Source organism: Lactococcus ileimucosae, assembly GCF_943193185.1.
In the GTDB taxonomy this organism is placed as follows: Bacteria; Bacillota; Bacilli; order Lactobacillales; family Streptococcaceae; genus Lactococcus; species Lactococcus ileimucosae.
The window spans coordinates 13249-30250 of record NZ_CALPDE010000012.1; the positions used below are offsets into that span (position 1 = coordinate 13249).

Below are 17002 nucleotides of genomic sequence, written 5' to 3' on the forward strand. Positions count from 1 at the left end.
TGACAAAAATTAAAACTGCCAGAGATTTACTAAAAGAGGAGAGTATGTGAAACATATAAAAAATACAGGGAAACTATTTATTCTAGATTGGAAGCGCATCTTTAAAAATCCAATAGCAATTTTTTTAGTTCTTGCTTTGATGTTTATTCCATCTCTATACGCTTGGTTTAATATTAAAGCCCTTTGGGATCCTTATGCAAATACTTCACAGCTTCCAATCGCGGTTTATAGTGATGACCGAACAGAAAAGTTTCAGGACAAGTCGATAAATATTGGTGATGAAGTCCTGAAAAACCTAAAAAAGAATAAGCAGCTCGGCTGGAAATTCGTCCACTCTAAACAAGAGTTAGATAAAGGGGTCAAGTCTGGTAAATACTACGCGGGTATCTATTTGCCAGAGGACTTTTCAAAAAATCTACTCAGCTTTACCACTGGAGATATCCAGAAACCTAAAATTGTTTATTCTATCAATGAAAAAATAAATGCTATTGCCCCGAAAATTACTTCGAAAGGTGCGACTTCTTTACAAAGTCAGATTTCCGAAGAATTTGTTAAGACGGCAAGCAGCACGCTGCTCAAAACCTTCAATGATATCGGCTATGACATTGATAAAAACATGGTCAGCATCCAAAAAATAAAGAATATCATTTTATCCACTAATGATAATTTAGATACAATTGACCAATATACACAGCAAGTGGTTGATTTGCACGATAAGATGCCTGATTTGAAAGCTAAACTGGACAAGGCAAATGAATTTATTGACTACTTGCCTGAAGTTGATGCGCTTGGTCAAAAAGTTGTGCAACTGGATGACAGTATGCCCATGATTAAAAACCAGCTTTCCATCATCATGACACTGCAGGCAAAGATACCTGAAATTCAAAATGCCGGTAAACAGCTTGCAATGATTGACAATGACTTTGCCTCTGTTGAACAAACAATGAATGAAGGAATTCAAGAGGCTAAACAAGGCTTAACCATCATCCAGCAAGTCCAAACTGCCTTGCCAGATATTCGCAAACTCGGCGATCAAGCCAATGAGCTGGCTTCTACTACTTTGGACGGTGCAACGCAGCTTCAAAATGCTTTGCCGAGCATTACAAACAGTCTTAATATAACTTTGAAAGCTCTGCAAAATTTTGCCCATTCTACGTCTGCATATGTTAAAGCAATAAGAGCAGCTTTGAACAATAATCATCTCAGCCCCGAGGAAAAAATAGCTGCTATTCAAAATTTCCAAGATAATATTAAACAACAAGAAAATATCGTTAAAAACCTCATCACCTTTCTAGAAAATACACAGGCAAGCACTGGAAATCATAATTTCGATAGTGCAATTCAAAAACTCAAGCTGTATTCTGAGGCGCTGATAAAACTTGATGGTAGATTAGAAACTTTAAAGACAGCTATTGCAAATGGCGAAGCAATAGATATTGACCAAGCTCTGAGCGAAGTTGAAACGCTGGCCAATAACCTTTCTGCTCTTATTGACAACATTGATGTTGATGCAGTAAGTGCGTCACTTAATAAAATTCTTACGCAACTCATCGCAACCATCAAAAATGCCCAAGGCCTCTTAACAAAGGCCCAAGCTATCGATTTTGAATCCTTACTCAACTCTACAAGTAAGACTGTTTCGAACGCCATAGCTTTACTTGAAAAGTATCAAAAAGAGTTGCCTGCGATCAAACAAGAAGTTCACGATGCTAACCTCATGCTCAACGGCAACATGAACACAATCATCAGTGCTATCAACAAAGGTGCCTCACTTTATCAAAATGAACTGCCTCTTGTCGAGCAAAAATTGGATAAGGCCGCTGATTTTGTTAAAAATGATTACCCAGCTATTCGCAAGGAACTCACCGAAACCTTGGGAACAATCAATGAAAAAATGCCTGATCTTGAAAAAGCTTTGGATCAAGCAAATGACCTTATCATCAACGACTGGCCAAGTATCAAAACCGGAATCCGTAAAGCCGCTGATGCTATCCATAAAGGAGAAAAAGAAGTCGATCTTGGCGAAATTGTAAAACTTTTGAAATTAGATGCGACTAAAGAAAGCGACTTCCTTGCACAACCTGTTGAGGTTCAGGAAAATGCGATATATCCGATTGCAAACAATGGTTCAGCAAGTACACCTTTCTACACTGCGCTGTGTCTCTGGGTGGGAGCTGTTCTCTTCTCTAGTGTCGCTGTAACAGAGTTTTACTTAAAGGGAAACGATAAAAAACTTTACTCCAAGCGTGAACAGTTTGCAGCTCGAATGTTAACTTTTATCGTGATGGGAATTGGCCAAGCGCTGATTGTTACCTTAGGGAACTATTTTGGTCTTGGTGTAGATGTTCATAATCCTGTTTATAGCGTCTTATTTGCCTTACTGATTGCTCTCTCCTTTATGATCATGGTCTATGTGCTGGTGGCACTGTTCGGCAATATAGGTAAGGGAATTGCCATTATCATCTTGGTTCTTTCCATATCTGGCGGGGGAGGAAATTACCCTATCCAAGTCTCTGGTAAATTCTTCCAAGCCATTAACCCTTATCTGCCATTTACTCATGCGGTTAACTTATTACGCGAATCAGCTGGCGGGATTTATTGGCCAAATGCTTGGCTTGACATTGTTATCCTCGTTGCTGTTGGCATTGGTTTCTTAGTGGCAGGGCTTGTGTTCTTCCCTCATCTAGAAAAAACATCAAAGAAAATCTCGGAGATGGCACAAAAGAGTCATATCTTCCACTAATAAAAAGCCTCAGTCGAGGCTTTTTATCTGCTTGGATTTTCATGGAATTAGTTGCTCGATGGTGGCTAATAATTCTTCATGAGAAGCAATCACAAAAGCTGTTGAAAACTCTCCGAAAGCAGAGACATCCTCCTGTTTATGATTAATCCAAATCGTCCTCCAACCACTCTGCAGCCCTCCAAGAATATCGGTCTGACAGTTGTCACCAACATAGAGTAAATCATCAGCAGTTAATCCAAGTCTTGCTGCCATCAAATCAAAAATTTCTTTATCCGGTTTAGCAAAGCCTGTTTCTTGTGAAACAAGGATGTGATTTTCTTCTATATATTCTCTCAGCTTTAAATACTCAATCTTTTTCCACTGATGTTGCGTAGGACCATTGGTTAAAAGACCTATCTTAATGTTGTGTGCTCTTAGATAATCAAAGGTCTCTTTTATCCCCGCCAACATCTCTATCTTTTCTTGCTCCTTTAAATAACAGCGCTGAAAATCAGCTGCTTGTTCATCCGTAACCGCCTCATAAGCACACTGTTCCATCGTTTTTTTAAAGCGTATTTTTTGAAAGGTTAAGGTATCACATTCTTCTCTTAGCACGCGCTCAAATTCTTTATCTGAAACTCTGCGAAACAAATGATAAGTTTCTGCGACATCCCCTGCATAAAGAGGACAAATTGCCTTTAATGCTCTTTCAAAAGGAAGCTGCGGGTAAAAAATCGTATCATCCATATCAAAAACAACTGCTTTAACCATGTTCAAACCTCTTCTAATTCTCCTTCTCTAAAAAAATAAGCAGAGGCTAATTTAGAAGTATATTCTCTTCTAGCTCTGCTTGTCTTTCATTAATCACCACCAGTAATCTGTGAGTGGTTATAAATCGCTGTACCGTTTTTAAGTTCTTCCAAAGTTGCGATTTTCTCACCTTTAGAATAATAACCATCCATAACTCCAAGTCCTTGAAGAACCGTTTGTTTATAAGCTATTTCAGCATTCATTTCATTTGTTTCCAAAATCGCTAATGCTGAATGGATAGCATGAAGTCCCGAAACACCTGTCTGTGCAATCAATAGACCGTGTGAGTTCAACATAAAGAGCTGGGGCAGGGCTTGATTTTGCTCGATATGCTTTCTGGCAGTTTCGGCAAGTTCAACAGAGGTCGCTGGGGCAAAGTCCAAAATAGGAATTGCTTTGACTTTCTGAGTCCCTTCTGTCAAGTTTGGAATCGGAAGATTGGCGGTTGCCCAAAATAAAGTATTGGGGGCATGACTATGTAGCACTGCTTTAACCGCAGGATTAGCATGATAGATGGCTTGGTGCATATTAATCTCACGCGTCAAGGTCCCCACACCGTCAACTATCGTTTGCGAATCAAAGTCAACCACTAAGATTTGAGCGGCTGGGAGTGCTCCCAAAAAGCTCTCACTCATCAGAGAAGGCGTCATAATAATATATCTCTTGCCTTCTTCATCCTCAGTCAAAAACGAGAAATTACCGCCCGCAGCATTCGTTAAGCCACGTTCCGTAATGATTCTCACCAGTTTTGACATTTCTTCCCTTTCAGTTTGAAAGAGCATCTTTCCTTCACTTGTATACATTGTCGTTACTCCTCTGTTCTCTTTTTATACTCTTGAAAACGCTCTTGACTCTTTCGCTTTCGATCATAATACTCTTTGAAAAGTATTGGGTTACCAAATCTATGAATAATAAATGCTAAAACAATGACCGGGATATTGAAAAGCACTTGTCCACTAAAGAGACCGAACCCAAATAAAGCAATGGCTAGAAATAGGACAATATTCCACTTCATCTTCTTCTTTGTCATTTTTTTCACCTCATAAACTTGCTTTTCTACCTTCACTTAACTTAGTTTTCGTAGCGTTGTGATGGTACTTTGGCTTTATTCATATATTTGCTCGTCCAAACAATCATCAAGACAAAGACAAGAGCTCCGCCAATTGCGATAATATTTCCATTGAACACCTCGGCAACCAATACGCGAAACTCTGGTGCTTCAAAGGAAGACCATGAAACCCGCTGCCCAGCTTCGACACCCTCAATCGCACCGATTTGATTTGAAAGACCTGTTAGGATAGGTGCCAACCATGTCGAGCCTAAAAGATAGACTGGAGCAGTGATAATTCCCATAACCAGCATACGAAGGATATTCCCACCTGTAAGCAGTAAGCCTGAAACAGCGATAGAGAAATTCAGAATCCCTGCGACGGGCAAGATTTCATTTCCTGGTAAGATAACCGCCCAGATAAGAATAACTGGAACCAACAAAAGCATCGTTGTCCAAACTTCAGCACGCCCTGCAAGGATGGGCCAATCCAAACCGATGATAATTTCACGGTCTTTAAATTTCGACTTGGTAAATTCAGACATTTTATCTGCAATCGGTGCCAAGGCTGTCATGAACATTTTGGCAATCATAGGAAGCAATACCATTGCCGTAGCCACTTGAATCGCGATATTCAATGAACCTGAAACAGTATAGGCCGAAGCAAATCCAAGAGTCAAACCTAAGACAAATCCCATAACAGAGTTTTCTGAGAAAACACCGATTTTTGCTTTTAAACCCTCCACATCAAGACGCTTGTTGAAAAATGGAATTTTATCCATAACCCAGTTGATGGGCATGAGCAAAACAACTGCCGAGGTCATGAAGTGAGTCGTTGATACAAGGGGAATCCCCGTCAAATCTTCGATGTGTTTTTGGAAGGCATCTGCTAATTTCAACTCAAGCACACATTGAAGTGCTGCTGCGATAAAGGCAAAAACTAAATTTCCCGTTACTGTGAAAACCAAGAAGGAGGTCAGCGCTTTGCCCCAAGCATTCCAGAAGTCAATATTCAATGTTTTCGTCCACTTAAAGGTCAGCATAATCAAGTTAACACCAATCATGATTGCAAATGATGACATCGCATAAGTCCATGTCCACGTAATCGCCGCAGCTCCCGTCCAGCCAACATCAACAACAGGAAGGTTAATCCCTGTGTTCTTCGCGAGTGCTTCTGTGGCTGGACCAATCGCTCCAACCATAAAGCCTACAACGATAGACATACCTGTAAATGCTACACCCATGGTCAGAGCAGATACAATAGCATCTTTGAATTTCACTCCAACCACCAAACCTAAAATAAGGATGATTGCTGGAATGAATATTGCGGAGCCCAAGTCATTCAGGATGTAATTCATCACATCTTGTAAAAAGTTCATTTTTTTCTCCTTTAGAAAAAATATTTTATTTTCTGATGCTGAGCATCAATGAAAGCAGTAATTATTTCGTTAAATCTTTAATGTCTGAGTAGATCTGGTCAGCCCCCATTCCTGTAAGGAAGGGCACTCCAGCAAAAACATTAACCCCCAACGCTTTTGCCTGTTCTAAAACTTCATCGTCTGGTTTTGCAATGTACAAGTAGATAGAAGCGCTTTTAAGTTCTGTCTTGATGGATTTATAATCCACAGCCTCTACTGGATAGTCTATCCCATCATTTTGCAACATTGATTTTACTTTTGAAGCAATAGCTTGAGATGTTGCTACTCCAGAACCACAGGCAACAATCAAGCGACGTTTGTTATTTGATTGTAAATCCGGTGCTCCTGTAACATCTGTTTTTGCAGCAACTGCTTGTGTGACTTTTTCTTCAACCTTATCCGCTTCTTTTTTCTTTCCTAAGCCGAACAATCCCATAGTGATTTCTCCTTTTTATATATGTTCTACAATTAAGTGATAAATAGCCTCTGCTGTGTGAGCTGTTTTGTAAGCTTCAACGAAATCTTCATTCATGAATAAAGCCATCAACGCTGCCAGTAATCCTGCCTGCCCAGCACCGTCTTTAATACCCAAGAAGAATAAATCTTTTGTCTTCATTTCTTGATTATCCCCCATTTGTTTTACAAGGACTTCATTTTCAAGTTTTGCAATAAAGACAAATGGTTTTACGATATGCTCTGGATCAGTATGGGGCAAAGCAATATTCAAATGCTGCGTAATCAGACCCGTTGGAAAATCAGCTTCCCGTTTACGTAATCCCTCAAGATAAGTCGCTTCGACAAGTGCTTTGCTCTTAAGCTTTTCGGCAATAAAATCAAAAACCTCTCCCTCCGTCGCTCCTGGAACATCGATGGAGATTAACTCCATGTCGAACAAGTTTTTATAATTCATGCTCAACTCCTCACTCTTTAATTTTGTGATAACTTAACCACCTGTTGTTCTTTTGTGTTCAAGTTTGTTTATAGTTTATATATTATCATACGTTTGTTCTTTTGTCAACGCTTTCATAATTTATTTGTTTTTGTTTCCACTTGAAACTGTGACATAATGTATGTATAATAGATAATGTGTTGTATTTCAAACAAACTTTAACAAAAAGAAAAGAAAAAATATGATTAAACAAGAACGACAATCTAAAATTATTGAATTACTCGATAAGTCTACCTTTTTAACTGTCAGCGATATTGCAACAAAAATTGGTGTCTCTGAAATGACTGTACGCCGTGATATTACAGAATTAGACAAAAAAAATATAGTCACAAAGCGTTATGGTGGTGTACAAAAAAAAGCGAATTCTGAACAAAAAACCTTAACAACTCAGGAAAAATTCCCAAGCAATATCGAAGAAAAAAAGTATATTGGCAAAATATTAAACAGCATGATTCCAGATGATGCGACCATCTTTATCGCAGCTGGGACAACAATGTTTTATGCATTGCAAGAAATTAAGGCGAAAAACTTATTTGTCATCACAAACAGCTTGATTGCTTTTAACTACTTGAAAGACGAAACTGAGCATCGTCTTCTTTTAGCTGGTGGAGAATTCAACGCTAAGACAGACGAATTTTTTGGTCCTGCAACCGTTCGTTTTTTTGAAGATTTAAATATCGACATTGCCTTTGCTGCGACAAATGGAGTGATTGGTAAAAATGTAACATCATCGAGCTTCGACCTCGGCTGGGTTGAAAATGCCGCTTTTGAAAAAGCGAGAGTAAAGTGTGTGGTCCTAGACAGCTCTAAACTTGGAAAATCCGATGTTTATACTTTTATGACACTAGATCAAGTGGACTATCTCATTACAGATGATAAAATTACCGAAGCACAGCGTAAAGAGTACGGACAGTACACCAAGATTATTACGAAAGAGGTAGAAAAAATTTGATTATCACGATAACAATGAACCCTTCCGTTGATATCACTTATCTCACCAATACTTTCAAACTTGGACAATTAAATCGAACAAAGACACCAACGATTAATATCGGAGGTAAAGGGATTAATGCTGGACGTGCCGCAGCTCTTTCTGGTTCTGATGTAACTTTGACTGGATTTATCGGCGGAAAAATTGGAGATTTGACACAAATTCTTCTAGAAGAAGAAAAGTTATTCAATATTCAAATGAATCAGGTTTCTGGAGAAACCCGTCATGCTGTAACTATCATGCACGATGAAGGCAAGCATACCGAGATTGTAGAGGAAGGACCGAAACTGGATGATACAAATATTCAAGAACTCCTTGAAAAAGTGCTCCATATTTCGAAAGAAAAGCCTGTGAACGCTATTTGTATTTGTGGTTCTGCTAATTCTACTGATGCTTTCCTTTTCCCAAAAATGATTCAATATTTGAAAGATAATCTAGAGGTTGAAATTCCGATTTTAGTCGATATCTCTGGCGAAAAACTTACTTGCCTCCTTAAGGACAACTCTGTCACTCCGGACTTCATTAAGCCAAACGAACATGAACTCGGAGATTTTGTTGGAAAGACAATCACAACAAAAAAAGAGGCTTTAGAAACCCTGCACCACCCTTGTTTTGATGGGATTAAATTTGTCATTGCTTCTCTTGGCGAACAAGGCGCCGTATGTCGAATTAATGATGTTTACTATGATGTCCGCATCCCCAAAATTGAAATCAAGAGCACAACAGGTTCAGGAGATGCAACGGTTGGAGGCTTTGCTTATGCCTTGGAGCAAAACTTTGATACTAAGCAAATGCTAAAGTACGCTATGGCTTGCGGGATGTCTAATGCCCAACATGAAGAATCAGGTAAAATTTGTCGAGAAGATGTGTTGGCATTCACGCAATTCATCGAGGTTACAGCCATCTAACACAATAAAAAATACACAGAATATTTGTCTGTGTATTTTTTATTATTTATAGTGGTTTTGAATAGCTTGAAGAAAGTACTCCGGTAGCTGCTCATGTTTTTGGTTATAATTCGCGCGGAAACGCTCATCTGCTACATACATCTGTCCTAGATTGATATGTGCTTCTGGGCTAATCGTTTCTTCTGGCCAAAAGAGTTCCAAGATTTCTTTATGGAGAAGAATGGCTTGGTCTGCCAACACCTCATCCTGCGTTTCATAAGCCTTTTCCAACATTTGTACAACTTGTTCATGGGAGTCTTGCCAGTGCTTAATCTTATCTTGATCGGCTTGAGCATATTTTTTATAGGACTGTTCTACACGCTCATCGCCCCATTGTTGACGGATTTCACTTCCGTATTTTTCTTCATTTTCTCTAAGCTGTTTACTTTTTAACAGTTCAAAATCTTTTTCATTCATGTGATATTCTCCTTTATCTAGCTTTAATGATAAATGTTCGACCAATTTTTCTAAATGGCTCATTTGTGCATTCAACCGCTTTAGATGTTGACTCAAAGCTTCTTTTTCATTTAGTCCTTCCGCCAACACAGCCTTGATTCGCTCGAGAGGAAGATCAAATTCTCGTAAGCTCATGATGTAAAATATACGGGCGATATCTGCATCAGAGTATAAACGATAATCGTTCTCATCTCTTTGAGGTTCCAAAAGTCCGACAGTTTCCCAATGCCGCAAAGTTTTAGAGGTTAAACCGGTCATTTTAGTGATGCTTTTGATGTTTTTCATAGGCCTCCTTTCTGCTTATAAATTCATTATATATCTTGTCCTTAGGTCAAGGTCAAACAAAAAGGCTCCAACTGAGACTTTTTTTACTCTATTTTCCTCTTGAGTTTTTCTACAAAAAGATAGGCAGCTGGACAAGTCACTGTATTTTTTAAAGTCAGATGATTAATTTGATAAATCTTTTTCCTGTCCGTATGCGGAAATTCACGACATGCTTTGGGACGTACTTCGTAAATGCTGCAAAGGTTATCATTGCCCAGAAAAGGACAGGGCATCGTTTGAAAAACTTTGTCACCGTCTTCATCTATACGTAAATATTGTGCTTCAAAATCTGCGGCTTTCATCCGAAGGTACTTGGAGATTCGCGTAATATCTGACTCCGTAAAAAGCGGTCCTAAGCTCTTGCAGCAATTTGCACAAGTCGTGCAATCTATTTCAGCAAAAACTTCTTCATGAGTTTCCTTGACGATGTAATCCAGATTTTTAGGTGCTTTTTTCTTCAATGTTCCTAAAAACTTTTTATGCGCCTTCTTTTTTTGAAGCGCAAGGTCTTTGTAATATTCGATATCCATTTCTGCTTCATTATAACATAAGAAACAGAAGGCTCCATCACTCGCTAGGCTCATTTGCTAAAGAAAAAAGAGGGAGAACAAAAAATGTTTCGGGAAGTCCGAAACACTCTTTGCTTTTTTTAGGAGTAGGTTTTATGAAAAATTTTATTGGAATAAGGATATTATAATAGACCCGACTTAATTTAGGCTGAAGTCACACTAAAATAAAACTAAAAGTGGGCTTTCTCCCAAATTACGCTGTTTCAAAAAGACTGAAAATATGATAGAATAAGGCGATAACCTTTATAAAAGTTAACTTTTATAAACCAATATACTCTAGGAGAAAAATATATCCATGCTTACAGTTTCTGATGTTTCATTACAATTTTCTGACCGCAAGCTTTTTGATGACGTTAACATCAAGTTTACGGCAGGAAACTGCTATGGTTTAATCGGTGCCAACGGTGCCGGCAAATCAACTTTTTTAAAAATCTTAGATGGTGAAATCCAACCTACAACTGGTCACGTTTCAATGGGACCAAATGAGCGTATGTCTGTGCTTCGTCAAAATCACTATGACTATGAAGATCAAACACCGCTTGATGTTGTCATGATGGGTAACGAAAAACTTTATGCCATTGCTCAAGAAAAAAATGCTATTTACATGAAGGAAGATTTTTCTGATGAAGATGGGATGCGTGCTGCTGAACTCGAAGCGGAGTTTGGTGAAATGGGCGGTTACGAAGCCGAAGCCGAAGCCGCTCAACTCCTTCAAAGCTTAGGCATTAAGACTGAGCAGCACTACGATCTCATGGCAAATTTGACATCGGGCGAACACGTTAAAGTCCTGCTTGCACGCGCTCTTTTCGGTAAGCCGGACGTTCTTCTCTTAGACGAGCCAACCAATGGTTTAGATATTCAAGCAATCAGCTGGTTGGAAGAATTTTTGATTAATTTTGAAAACACAGTCATCGTCGTATCCCATGACCGTCACTTCCTCAATAACGTATGTACCTATATGGCAGACCTCGATTACGGTAAAATCAAACTTTATCCTGGTAACTACGATTTCTGGAAAGAATCTTCTGAGCTGGCCCTCCGTCTTCAAAACGATGCCAACCGTAAAGCAGAAGAAAAAATCAAGGAGTTGCAAGATTTCATCGCTCGCTTCTCTGCCAACGCTTCGAAGTCAAAACAAGCAACTTCACGTAAGAAAATGTTGGATAAAATCGAAGTTGAAACTTTCGTCCCTTCTTCTCGTAAATACCCCTTCATCGGCTTTGAACAAGAGCGCGAAATCGGAAATGACTTGCTCCGCGTTGAAAACTTGTCTGTAGAAATCGACGGTGAAAAAGTTATTGATAACATCAGCTTTATCTTAGCCCCTGGTGACAAGACTGCCTTTATCGGGCAAAACGATATCCAAACCACTGCTTTGATTCGTGCCTTGATGGGCGATATCGAATATACAGGTGAAATTAAATGGGGTGTAACTTCATCACGTTCTTATCTTCCAAAAGACAACAGCCGTGACTTTGCGACTGACGAATCTATCTTGGACTGGCTCCGACAATTTGTCTTGACCAAAGAAGAGGATGACAATACTTATCTCCGTGGTTTCTTGGGTCGTATGCTCTTCAAAGGGGAAGAATCCCTTAAATCTGTTTCTGTCCTTTCAGGGGGAGAAAAAGTTCGTGTTATGCTTTCTAAAATGATGTTGCAACGTGCAAATGTTTTAGTACTTGATGATCCAACCAATCACTTAGACTTGGAGTCAATTTCTGCACTTAATGATGGACTGAAAAAATTCAAAGGCAGCATTATCTTTGCTTCACATGACCATGAATTTATCAATACATTGGCAAATCACATCGTTGTTATTTCAAAGAACGGTGTTATCGACCGTATCGGAGAAACTTATGATGACTTCTTGGCTAATGAGGAAGTCCAAGCTAAAGTTAAAAAACTTTGGTCTGAAGATTAAGTTAAACTTCAAAAGAAAAAATTGTTGCTCCGCCAAGATTATCTTGAAGCGGGGTATTTTTGATAAGGGGACAAAATGAATAAGCAATTGAAAGTATTTGCAACGGATATGGATGGCACTTTTCTCGATGAAAACCGTTCTTATGATAAAAGTCGTCTGCGTGATATTTTAAAGGAATTTAAAAAGAGAAATTATCTTTTTTGTGCGGCAAGTGGACGGCAACTCTTGGCTTTAGAAGAACTCTTTGAGGAGTTTCAAGATCAAGTCGCCTTCTGTGCGGAAAACGGTGCACTGGTTAAATACCAAGGTGATATTCTCTACAGCAGCATTTTAGGACAAGATAAAGCCAACAAGCTCGTTGATCTTGTCCGTCAAAATCCACATATGCACCGTGATGTTGTCCTCTTTTCAGGACTCAATGGTGCTTATGCTCTTCAAACCGCTGATCCGCAGTTTGTCGAATTTGCCAATCTCTATTATTCTGATTTAAAATTAGTAAAATCCGTCCATGATATCGAAGATGAAATCTTAAAAGTCTGTGTGGAGTTTCCACCAGAAAAAATCCGTGAATGTGAAGACTGGATAAATGCACAAATGACCGATATTCGTGCAACAACCACTGGCTTCCGCTCTATTGACATCATGTCTGCAGGAATCAGCAAGGCGACTGGTCTCTCCCACTTACTCACACATCTCCAAGCAAGTCCGGAAGCACTTACAGCCTTTGGCGATCAAAGCAACGACTTAGAGATGCTAGAATTAGCAGGTACCGCTATTGCTGTTGAAAATGCTATTCCGGAGGTATTGCAAATTTCCGATAAGGTTATCGGGCATAATCGCGATGCAGCTGTCTTAACTGAGCTTGAAGCTATTTTGGCACACTAATCAAGAGTATGTTCAATCTCAATCAATATTGGCTAAAACACCAGATTTTCGTTATAATTGAACAGAGAAATTATCGGAGGATAGACTATGAGAATCGCAATTGATGCTATGGGTGGTGACTTTGCACCCGAGTCCATCGTTAAAGGAATTAATTCAGCAAAAAAAGAATTTCCAAATATTGAGTTTCAGCTCTACGGAGAACCTGAGGCTATTAAAGCGCATTTAGAAGATGAAAAAAATGTGAAAATCATCGCAACAACGGAGCTTATCGATTTCCACGATGAGCCGGTAAAAGCCATCCGCAAGAAAAAGGATAGCTCACTTGTTCGTGCAGTCAAGGCTGTCAAAGATGGCGAAGCTGACGCTGTTCTTTCTGCTGGAAATACAGGTGCTCTGCTTGCTGCTGGCTTATTTATTGTCGGACGAATCAAGCAAATCGACCGTCCTGCTCTTATGAGTACCCTTCCTACTGCAGATGGCACAGGCTTTGATATGCTTGACTTAGGGGCCAACGCCGAAAACAAACCTGAACACTTGGCTGACTTTTCCATTTTAGGCAGCTACTATGCGGCAAATGTACGCGGAGTTAAGAGTCCACGTGTAGCTCTTCTCTCTAATGGCTCTGAAGAATCTAAGGGTTCCGCAATGATCAAAGAAGCACATGCTTTGCTCTCAGATATTGAAGATATTAATTTCATCGGTAATATTGAATCGCGTGATATCCTAACTGGCGCAGCTGATGTCGTTGTCGCTGATGGTTTCACGGGAAACGCTGTGCTTAAAGCCATTGAAGGTACTGCAAGTGTTCTGATGCGTCAAATCAAAAACGGCATCATGAATGGAGGCTTTACCACTAAAATCGGTGGTGCTCTTGTGAAAAAAGAACTCAGCAAACTCAAAGACACGATGAGTACAGATAGCGCGGGTGGTGCAGCTTTAGTAGGTGTCAAAGCCCCTGTTATCAAGGCTCACGGCAACTCTAGTCCTGAAGCTATCGTTTCAACGATTCGCCAAATTCATCGAATGCTAGAAACAGATGTTACTGGCCAGCTGGTTAAGCATTTTGAAGATAAAGAAGAATAAAAAGAAGCTGGAACAAAAGTCCGAATTTGGATGATATTAACCATAATCGTAAAAGTAAAATCGCTCAACCACGGCATTCTTATTTGCCGAAATCGAGCGATTTTTCATTATTTTGGACTTTTGTCCCAGCCTCTTTTTGCTAGTTGTATCTCTTGTAGTACAGGTTTTTTACAAGCTGCAGGAACAAGAGATAAACAACGATGATAATCAACCAGTAGATAAAGAAAGCTACTGGCAGATGTGCCAAATCAATAATTGACCCAAATGACCCTAAAATCAATGTAAAGCCAACGACGAATGCGCCAATTGTGGAAAGGATAACTGGCAATGAAGGTTGACTTTGCAAGAAGGGGACTTTTTTGGTACGCAAGATATGGAAAGCCAAAGCTTGTGTGCCTAAGCTGACTGCAAACCAACCTGCTTGGAAAAGGTTAGCATGGGCAACTGTGTTGAACCCAAAGACATACCAGAGTACAAGGAAAGTGATGATGTCAAAGACAGAAGATACGGGACCAACGATAAAGGCAAAACGTGCAAGGCCTTTGGTTTGCCATTTCACCGGGCGTGCAATCTCTTCTTCGTCAACATTATCCCAAGGGATTGCAAGTTGGCTCATGTCATAGATTAGATTCAAAGTTAAGATTTGTAAACTGAGCATGGGTAAGAAAGGCAAGAAGGCACTGGCCACCAAAACGGAAAAAACATTCCCAAAGTTTGAAGACAAAGTGATACGAATATACTTCATCATGTTTGTAAAGACTTTACGACCTTCGGTTACACCAGTTTCCAAGACCTGTAAACTTTTCTCAAGCAAAATAATATTTGAGGCATCTTTAGTGATATCGGCTGCAGTATCTACTGAAATCCCAATATCCGCTGCACGTAAACTTGGGGCATCATTTATTCCATCTCCCATAAAGCCGACCGTGTGGACCTTACGTATAAGCTCAATAATTCGTGCCTTTTGCATTGGATTTAATTTTGCAAAAAGGTGTACTTCCATAGCTGTGTTGAACAGCTCTTCATCATCCATAAGATCAATTTCACTTCCAGTACAGTAACGGTCAACCGGAATTCCAACATCTTCACAAACTTTTTGTGCAACAATGGCATTGTCGCCTGTCAACACCTTTACAGTTACACCGTGACTTTTGTAAACTATGGATTGCTTTGGCAGCAGATTCTTTGGCCGGATCAAGAAAGCCGATAAAACCAACAAGGGTCATATCACGCTCACTGGCAGAGTCAAAGTCTTCTAATTCTTCATCTGAAATGATTCGCTCCGCAATAGTGAGGCCACGCATGCCTTGCATATTCATTTCGCGGTTGACTTCTTTCATCTCTGCTAAACGCTCTTCTGTAATCTCAACACGTTTCCCGTCTTCCATCACATGTGTACAGATGGCTTGCATCTCCTCAACGGCACCTTTTGTGACCATCAAGTTTTTATTGTCGGTTTTCACAACGACAGACAAAAGACGACGTGAGAAATCAAAGGGAATCTCGTCTACTTTTGTAATATTTTCATTAGGCAATTCACGGCCTAATTTTTTGAAATAGTCAATCACAGCAACGTCCATCAGATTTTTCCAACCAGTTTGGAAGTTAGAATTGATAAAGGCTGAATTTAATACCTCATCTGCCTTATTGCCCCGTGAGTTTACATATTCGACCATGACGACACGATCTTCTGTAATCGTGCCTGTCTTGTCCGTACAGAGGATATCCATTGACCCGAGATTTTGAATTGCGGACAGATTTTTTACAATGACCTTTTCTTTACTGAGTGCTACCGCGCCCTTAGCCAAGTTGGCATTAACAATCATTGGCAGCATTTCAGGAGTAAGACCGACGGCCACAGCTATTGCAAAGAAAAATGATGTTTCGAAATCGCCTTTGGTTATCCAGTTCAAAATTAATACGATAGGAAACATGATGGCAACCATAGTCAAAAGCATGTGGCTCACACGACTCAGCCCCTTATCAAAGGACGATTCAACCTTTGTAGTGGTTGCTTTACTGGCAATGTCACCAAACATCGTTGAAGCACCCGTTTTAACAATTAAAATCTCACCATTTCCTGATAAGACATCGGTTCCCATAAAGAGGACATTAGGCGCATCAAGCGCTGAGGTCATCTTCCAGTCAATTTGCTCGTCTTCATCTAAATCTTCTGCTAAACGCTTCTCCACAGGGAAGGATTCCCCTGTTAAGGAGGCTTGATTGATAAAGAGATCGCGGTGTGACAGCAGAATCGCATCTGCTGGAATCATGTCTCCCGTTTGAAGCTGAATAATATCGCCTGGGACCACTTCATCCATAGGAATTTCAAAACTCTCCGCTCCACGCTTAACATTTGTAGTATTTTCAATCATCTCTCGCAGAGCAATTGAAGCTTTTTGCGACTTGTATTCTTGCACAAAACTTACACCAGCAGATACGGTAATCATGAGCAACATATAAAGTGCCCCTTCCCTATCTCCTGTCAATGCCGAAACAGCTGCTAAAAAAGCAAGGACAAGAACGAAAGGATTTTTAAAAGCATGGAACAGTATAATATACCAGGGAATGGGTTGCTGACTTGCAACCACGTTCGGTCCGTATTTGTCTAAGCGTTCCTCAGCCTGTTCAGCGTTCAAACCGGTAAAATTCGTGTTTAAACGTTCAAAAAGCTCGTCACGACTCAGCTGTGCCAACTCTTTAAGCACATCGTTTTTGTTTGTTTTAATTTTTTGCATACTTGCACCTCCCTCATTTCTAGGGCGTAAACCTTTAAAAAGTTCACTTTTCTTTTATTATGGTGTGGTTTGCGAAATTCCTCTCTCTATTCTACTACAAATGTTGAAAAAATATTGAGAAGTCTTCTTGTGAAGATT

At 39.7% G+C, this 17002-nt stretch carries 14 protein-coding genes and 1 pseudogene; 6 read left to right on the plus strand and 9 right to left on the minus strand.

Features of this window, described 5'->3' with window-relative positions:
* Positions 1-46 precede the first annotated feature (46 nt).
* Positions 47-2743 carry a YhgE/Pip domain-containing protein gene (locus tag NFR51_RS06405; RefSeq protein ID WP_251712906.1) on the plus strand — a complete coding sequence of 899 codons (2697 nt, stop codon included), beginning with the start codon at positions 47-49 and terminating at the stop codon, positions 2741-2743.
* 39 nt (positions 2744-2782) lie between these two features.
* Here the strand turns inward: NFR51_RS06405 and NFR51_RS06410 are convergent, their stop codons facing one another.
* The 6 genes from NFR51_RS06410 to NFR51_RS06435 all read right to left on the minus strand — a co-directional run bounded on the left by NFR51_RS06410 (position 2783) and on the right by NFR51_RS06435 (position 6908).
* The gene (locus NFR51_RS06410; RefSeq protein ID WP_251712907.1) at positions 2783-3493 is read right to left on the minus strand and encodes an HAD family hydrolase; all 711 of its coding nucleotides are present in this window, start codon (positions 3491-3493) and stop codon (positions 2783-2785) included.
* Between the two features lie 89 nt (positions 3494-3582).
* Complete coding sequence (locus tag NFR51_RS06415) at positions 3583-4335, minus strand: class II aldolase/adducin family protein (protein WP_251712908.1); 753 nt, start codon at positions 4333-4335, stop codon at positions 3583-3585.
* A gap of 5 nt (positions 4336-4340) precedes the next feature.
* Positions 4341-4562, minus strand: coding sequence for a hypothetical protein (locus NFR51_RS06420; protein WP_251712909.1), 222 nt, complete (start codon positions 4560-4562; stop codon positions 4341-4343).
* Between the two features lie 41 nt (positions 4563-4603).
* Positions 4604-5959: a PTS galactitol transporter subunit IIC gene (locus tag NFR51_RS06425; protein ID WP_251712910.1), complete on the minus strand. Its 1356-nt coding sequence runs from the start codon at positions 5957-5959 to the stop codon at positions 4604-4606.
* A gap of 61 nt (positions 5960-6020) precedes the next feature.
* Positions 6021-6308 (minus strand): PTS sugar transporter subunit IIB, encoded by a 288-nt coding sequence (locus tag NFR51_RS06430; protein WP_251712954.1) that lies wholly within the window; start codon positions 6306-6308, stop codon positions 6021-6023.
* A 141-nt stretch (positions 6309-6449) separates the two neighbouring features.
* Entirely contained in the window at positions 6450-6908 is a 459-nt protein-coding gene (locus tag NFR51_RS06435; protein ID WP_251712911.1) for a PTS sugar transporter subunit IIA, read from the minus strand.
* Between the two features lie 220 nt (positions 6909-7128).
* Between NFR51_RS06435 and NFR51_RS06440 the strand changes: the two genes are divergently transcribed.
* Complete coding sequence (locus NFR51_RS06440) at positions 7129-7899, plus strand: DeoR/GlpR family DNA-binding transcription regulator (protein WP_251712912.1); 771 nt, start codon at positions 7129-7131, stop codon at positions 7897-7899.
* On the plus strand, positions 7896-8846 hold the full coding sequence (locus NFR51_RS06445; protein WP_251712913.1) for a 1-phosphofructokinase family hexose kinase: 951 nt from the start codon (positions 7896-7898) through the stop codon (positions 8844-8846). The genes NFR51_RS06440 and NFR51_RS06445 overlap by 4 nt, the downstream gene beginning before the upstream one ends.
* Positions 8847-8888: 42 nt before the next feature.
* On the opposite strand, the gene NFR51_RS06450 is transcribed toward NFR51_RS06445, so the two are convergent.
* Positions 8889-9626, minus strand: a complete 738-nt coding sequence (locus NFR51_RS06450; RefSeq protein ID WP_251712914.1) for a MerR family transcriptional regulator — start codon at positions 9624-9626, stop codon at positions 8889-8891.
* A gap of 83 nt (positions 9627-9709) precedes the next feature.
* Positions 9710-10195, minus strand: a complete 486-nt coding sequence (locus NFR51_RS06455) for a YkgJ family cysteine cluster protein (RefSeq protein WP_251712915.1) — start codon at positions 10193-10195, stop codon at positions 9710-9712.
* Between the two features lie 334 nt (positions 10196-10529).
* Here NFR51_RS06455 and NFR51_RS06460 point away from each other — a divergent pair, with 334 nt between their 5' ends.
* The 3 genes from NFR51_RS06460 to plsX all read left to right on the plus strand — a co-directional run bounded on the left by NFR51_RS06460 (position 10530) and on the right by plsX (position 14126).
* Positions 10530-12158 (plus strand): ATP-binding cassette domain-containing protein, encoded by a 1629-nt coding sequence (locus NFR51_RS06460; RefSeq protein ID WP_251712916.1) that lies wholly within the window; start codon positions 10530-10532, stop codon positions 12156-12158.
* A gap of 75 nt (positions 12159-12233) precedes the next feature.
* Positions 12234-13043, plus strand: coding sequence for an HAD family hydrolase (locus NFR51_RS06465; RefSeq protein WP_251712917.1), 810 nt, complete (start codon positions 12234-12236; stop codon positions 13041-13043).
* Between the two features lie 87 nt (positions 13044-13130).
* Entirely contained in the window at positions 13131-14126 is a 996-nt protein-coding gene (gene plsX, locus NFR51_RS06470) for a phosphate acyltransferase PlsX (RefSeq protein ID WP_251712918.1), read from the plus strand.
* Positions 14127-14265: 139 nt separating this feature from the next.
* Here plsX and mgtA read toward each other — a convergent pair.
* Positions 14266-16864, minus strand: a pseudogene (gene mgtA, locus NFR51_RS06475) (magnesium-translocating P-type ATPase).
* Positions 16865-17002 lie beyond the last annotated feature (138 nt).

Coding starts and splice junctions, on each gene's coding strand:
- NFR51_RS06460 (WP_251712916.1), top strand. CDS start 10,530: ATGCTTACAGTTTCTGATGTTTCATTACAATTTTCTGACCGCAAGCTT.
- NFR51_RS06410 (WP_251712907.1), bottom strand. CDS start 3,493: ATGGTTAAAGCAGTTGTTTTTGATATGGATGATACGATTTTTTACCCG.
- NFR51_RS06420 (WP_251712909.1), bottom strand. CDS start 4,562: ATGACAAAGAAGAAGATGAAGTGGAATATTGTCCTATTTCTAGCCATT.
- NFR51_RS06465 (WP_251712917.1), top strand. CDS start 12,234: ATGAATAAGCAATTGAAAGTATTTGCAACGGATATGGATGGCACTTTT.
- NFR51_RS06435 (WP_251712911.1), bottom strand. CDS start 6,908: ATGAATTATAAAAACTTGTTCGACATGGAGTTAATCTCCATCGATGTT.
- NFR51_RS06450 (WP_251712914.1), bottom strand. CDS start 9,626: ATGAAAAACATCAAAAGCATCACTAAAATGACCGGTTTAACCTCTAAA.
- NFR51_RS06440 (WP_251712912.1), top strand. CDS start 7,129: ATGATTAAACAAGAACGACAATCTAAAATTATTGAATTACTCGATAAG.
- NFR51_RS06425 (WP_251712910.1), bottom strand. CDS start 5,959: ATGAACTTTTTACAAGATGTGATGAATTACATCCTGAATGACTTGGGC.
- NFR51_RS06415 (WP_251712908.1), bottom strand. CDS start 4,335: ATGTATACAAGTGAAGGAAAGATGCTCTTTCAAACTGAAAGGGAAGAA.
- NFR51_RS06455 (WP_251712915.1), bottom strand. CDS start 10,195: ATGGATATCGAATATTACAAAGACCTTGCGCTTCAAAAAAAGAAGGCG.
- plsX (WP_251712918.1), top strand. CDS start 13,131: ATGAGAATCGCAATTGATGCTATGGGTGGTGACTTTGCACCCGAGTCC.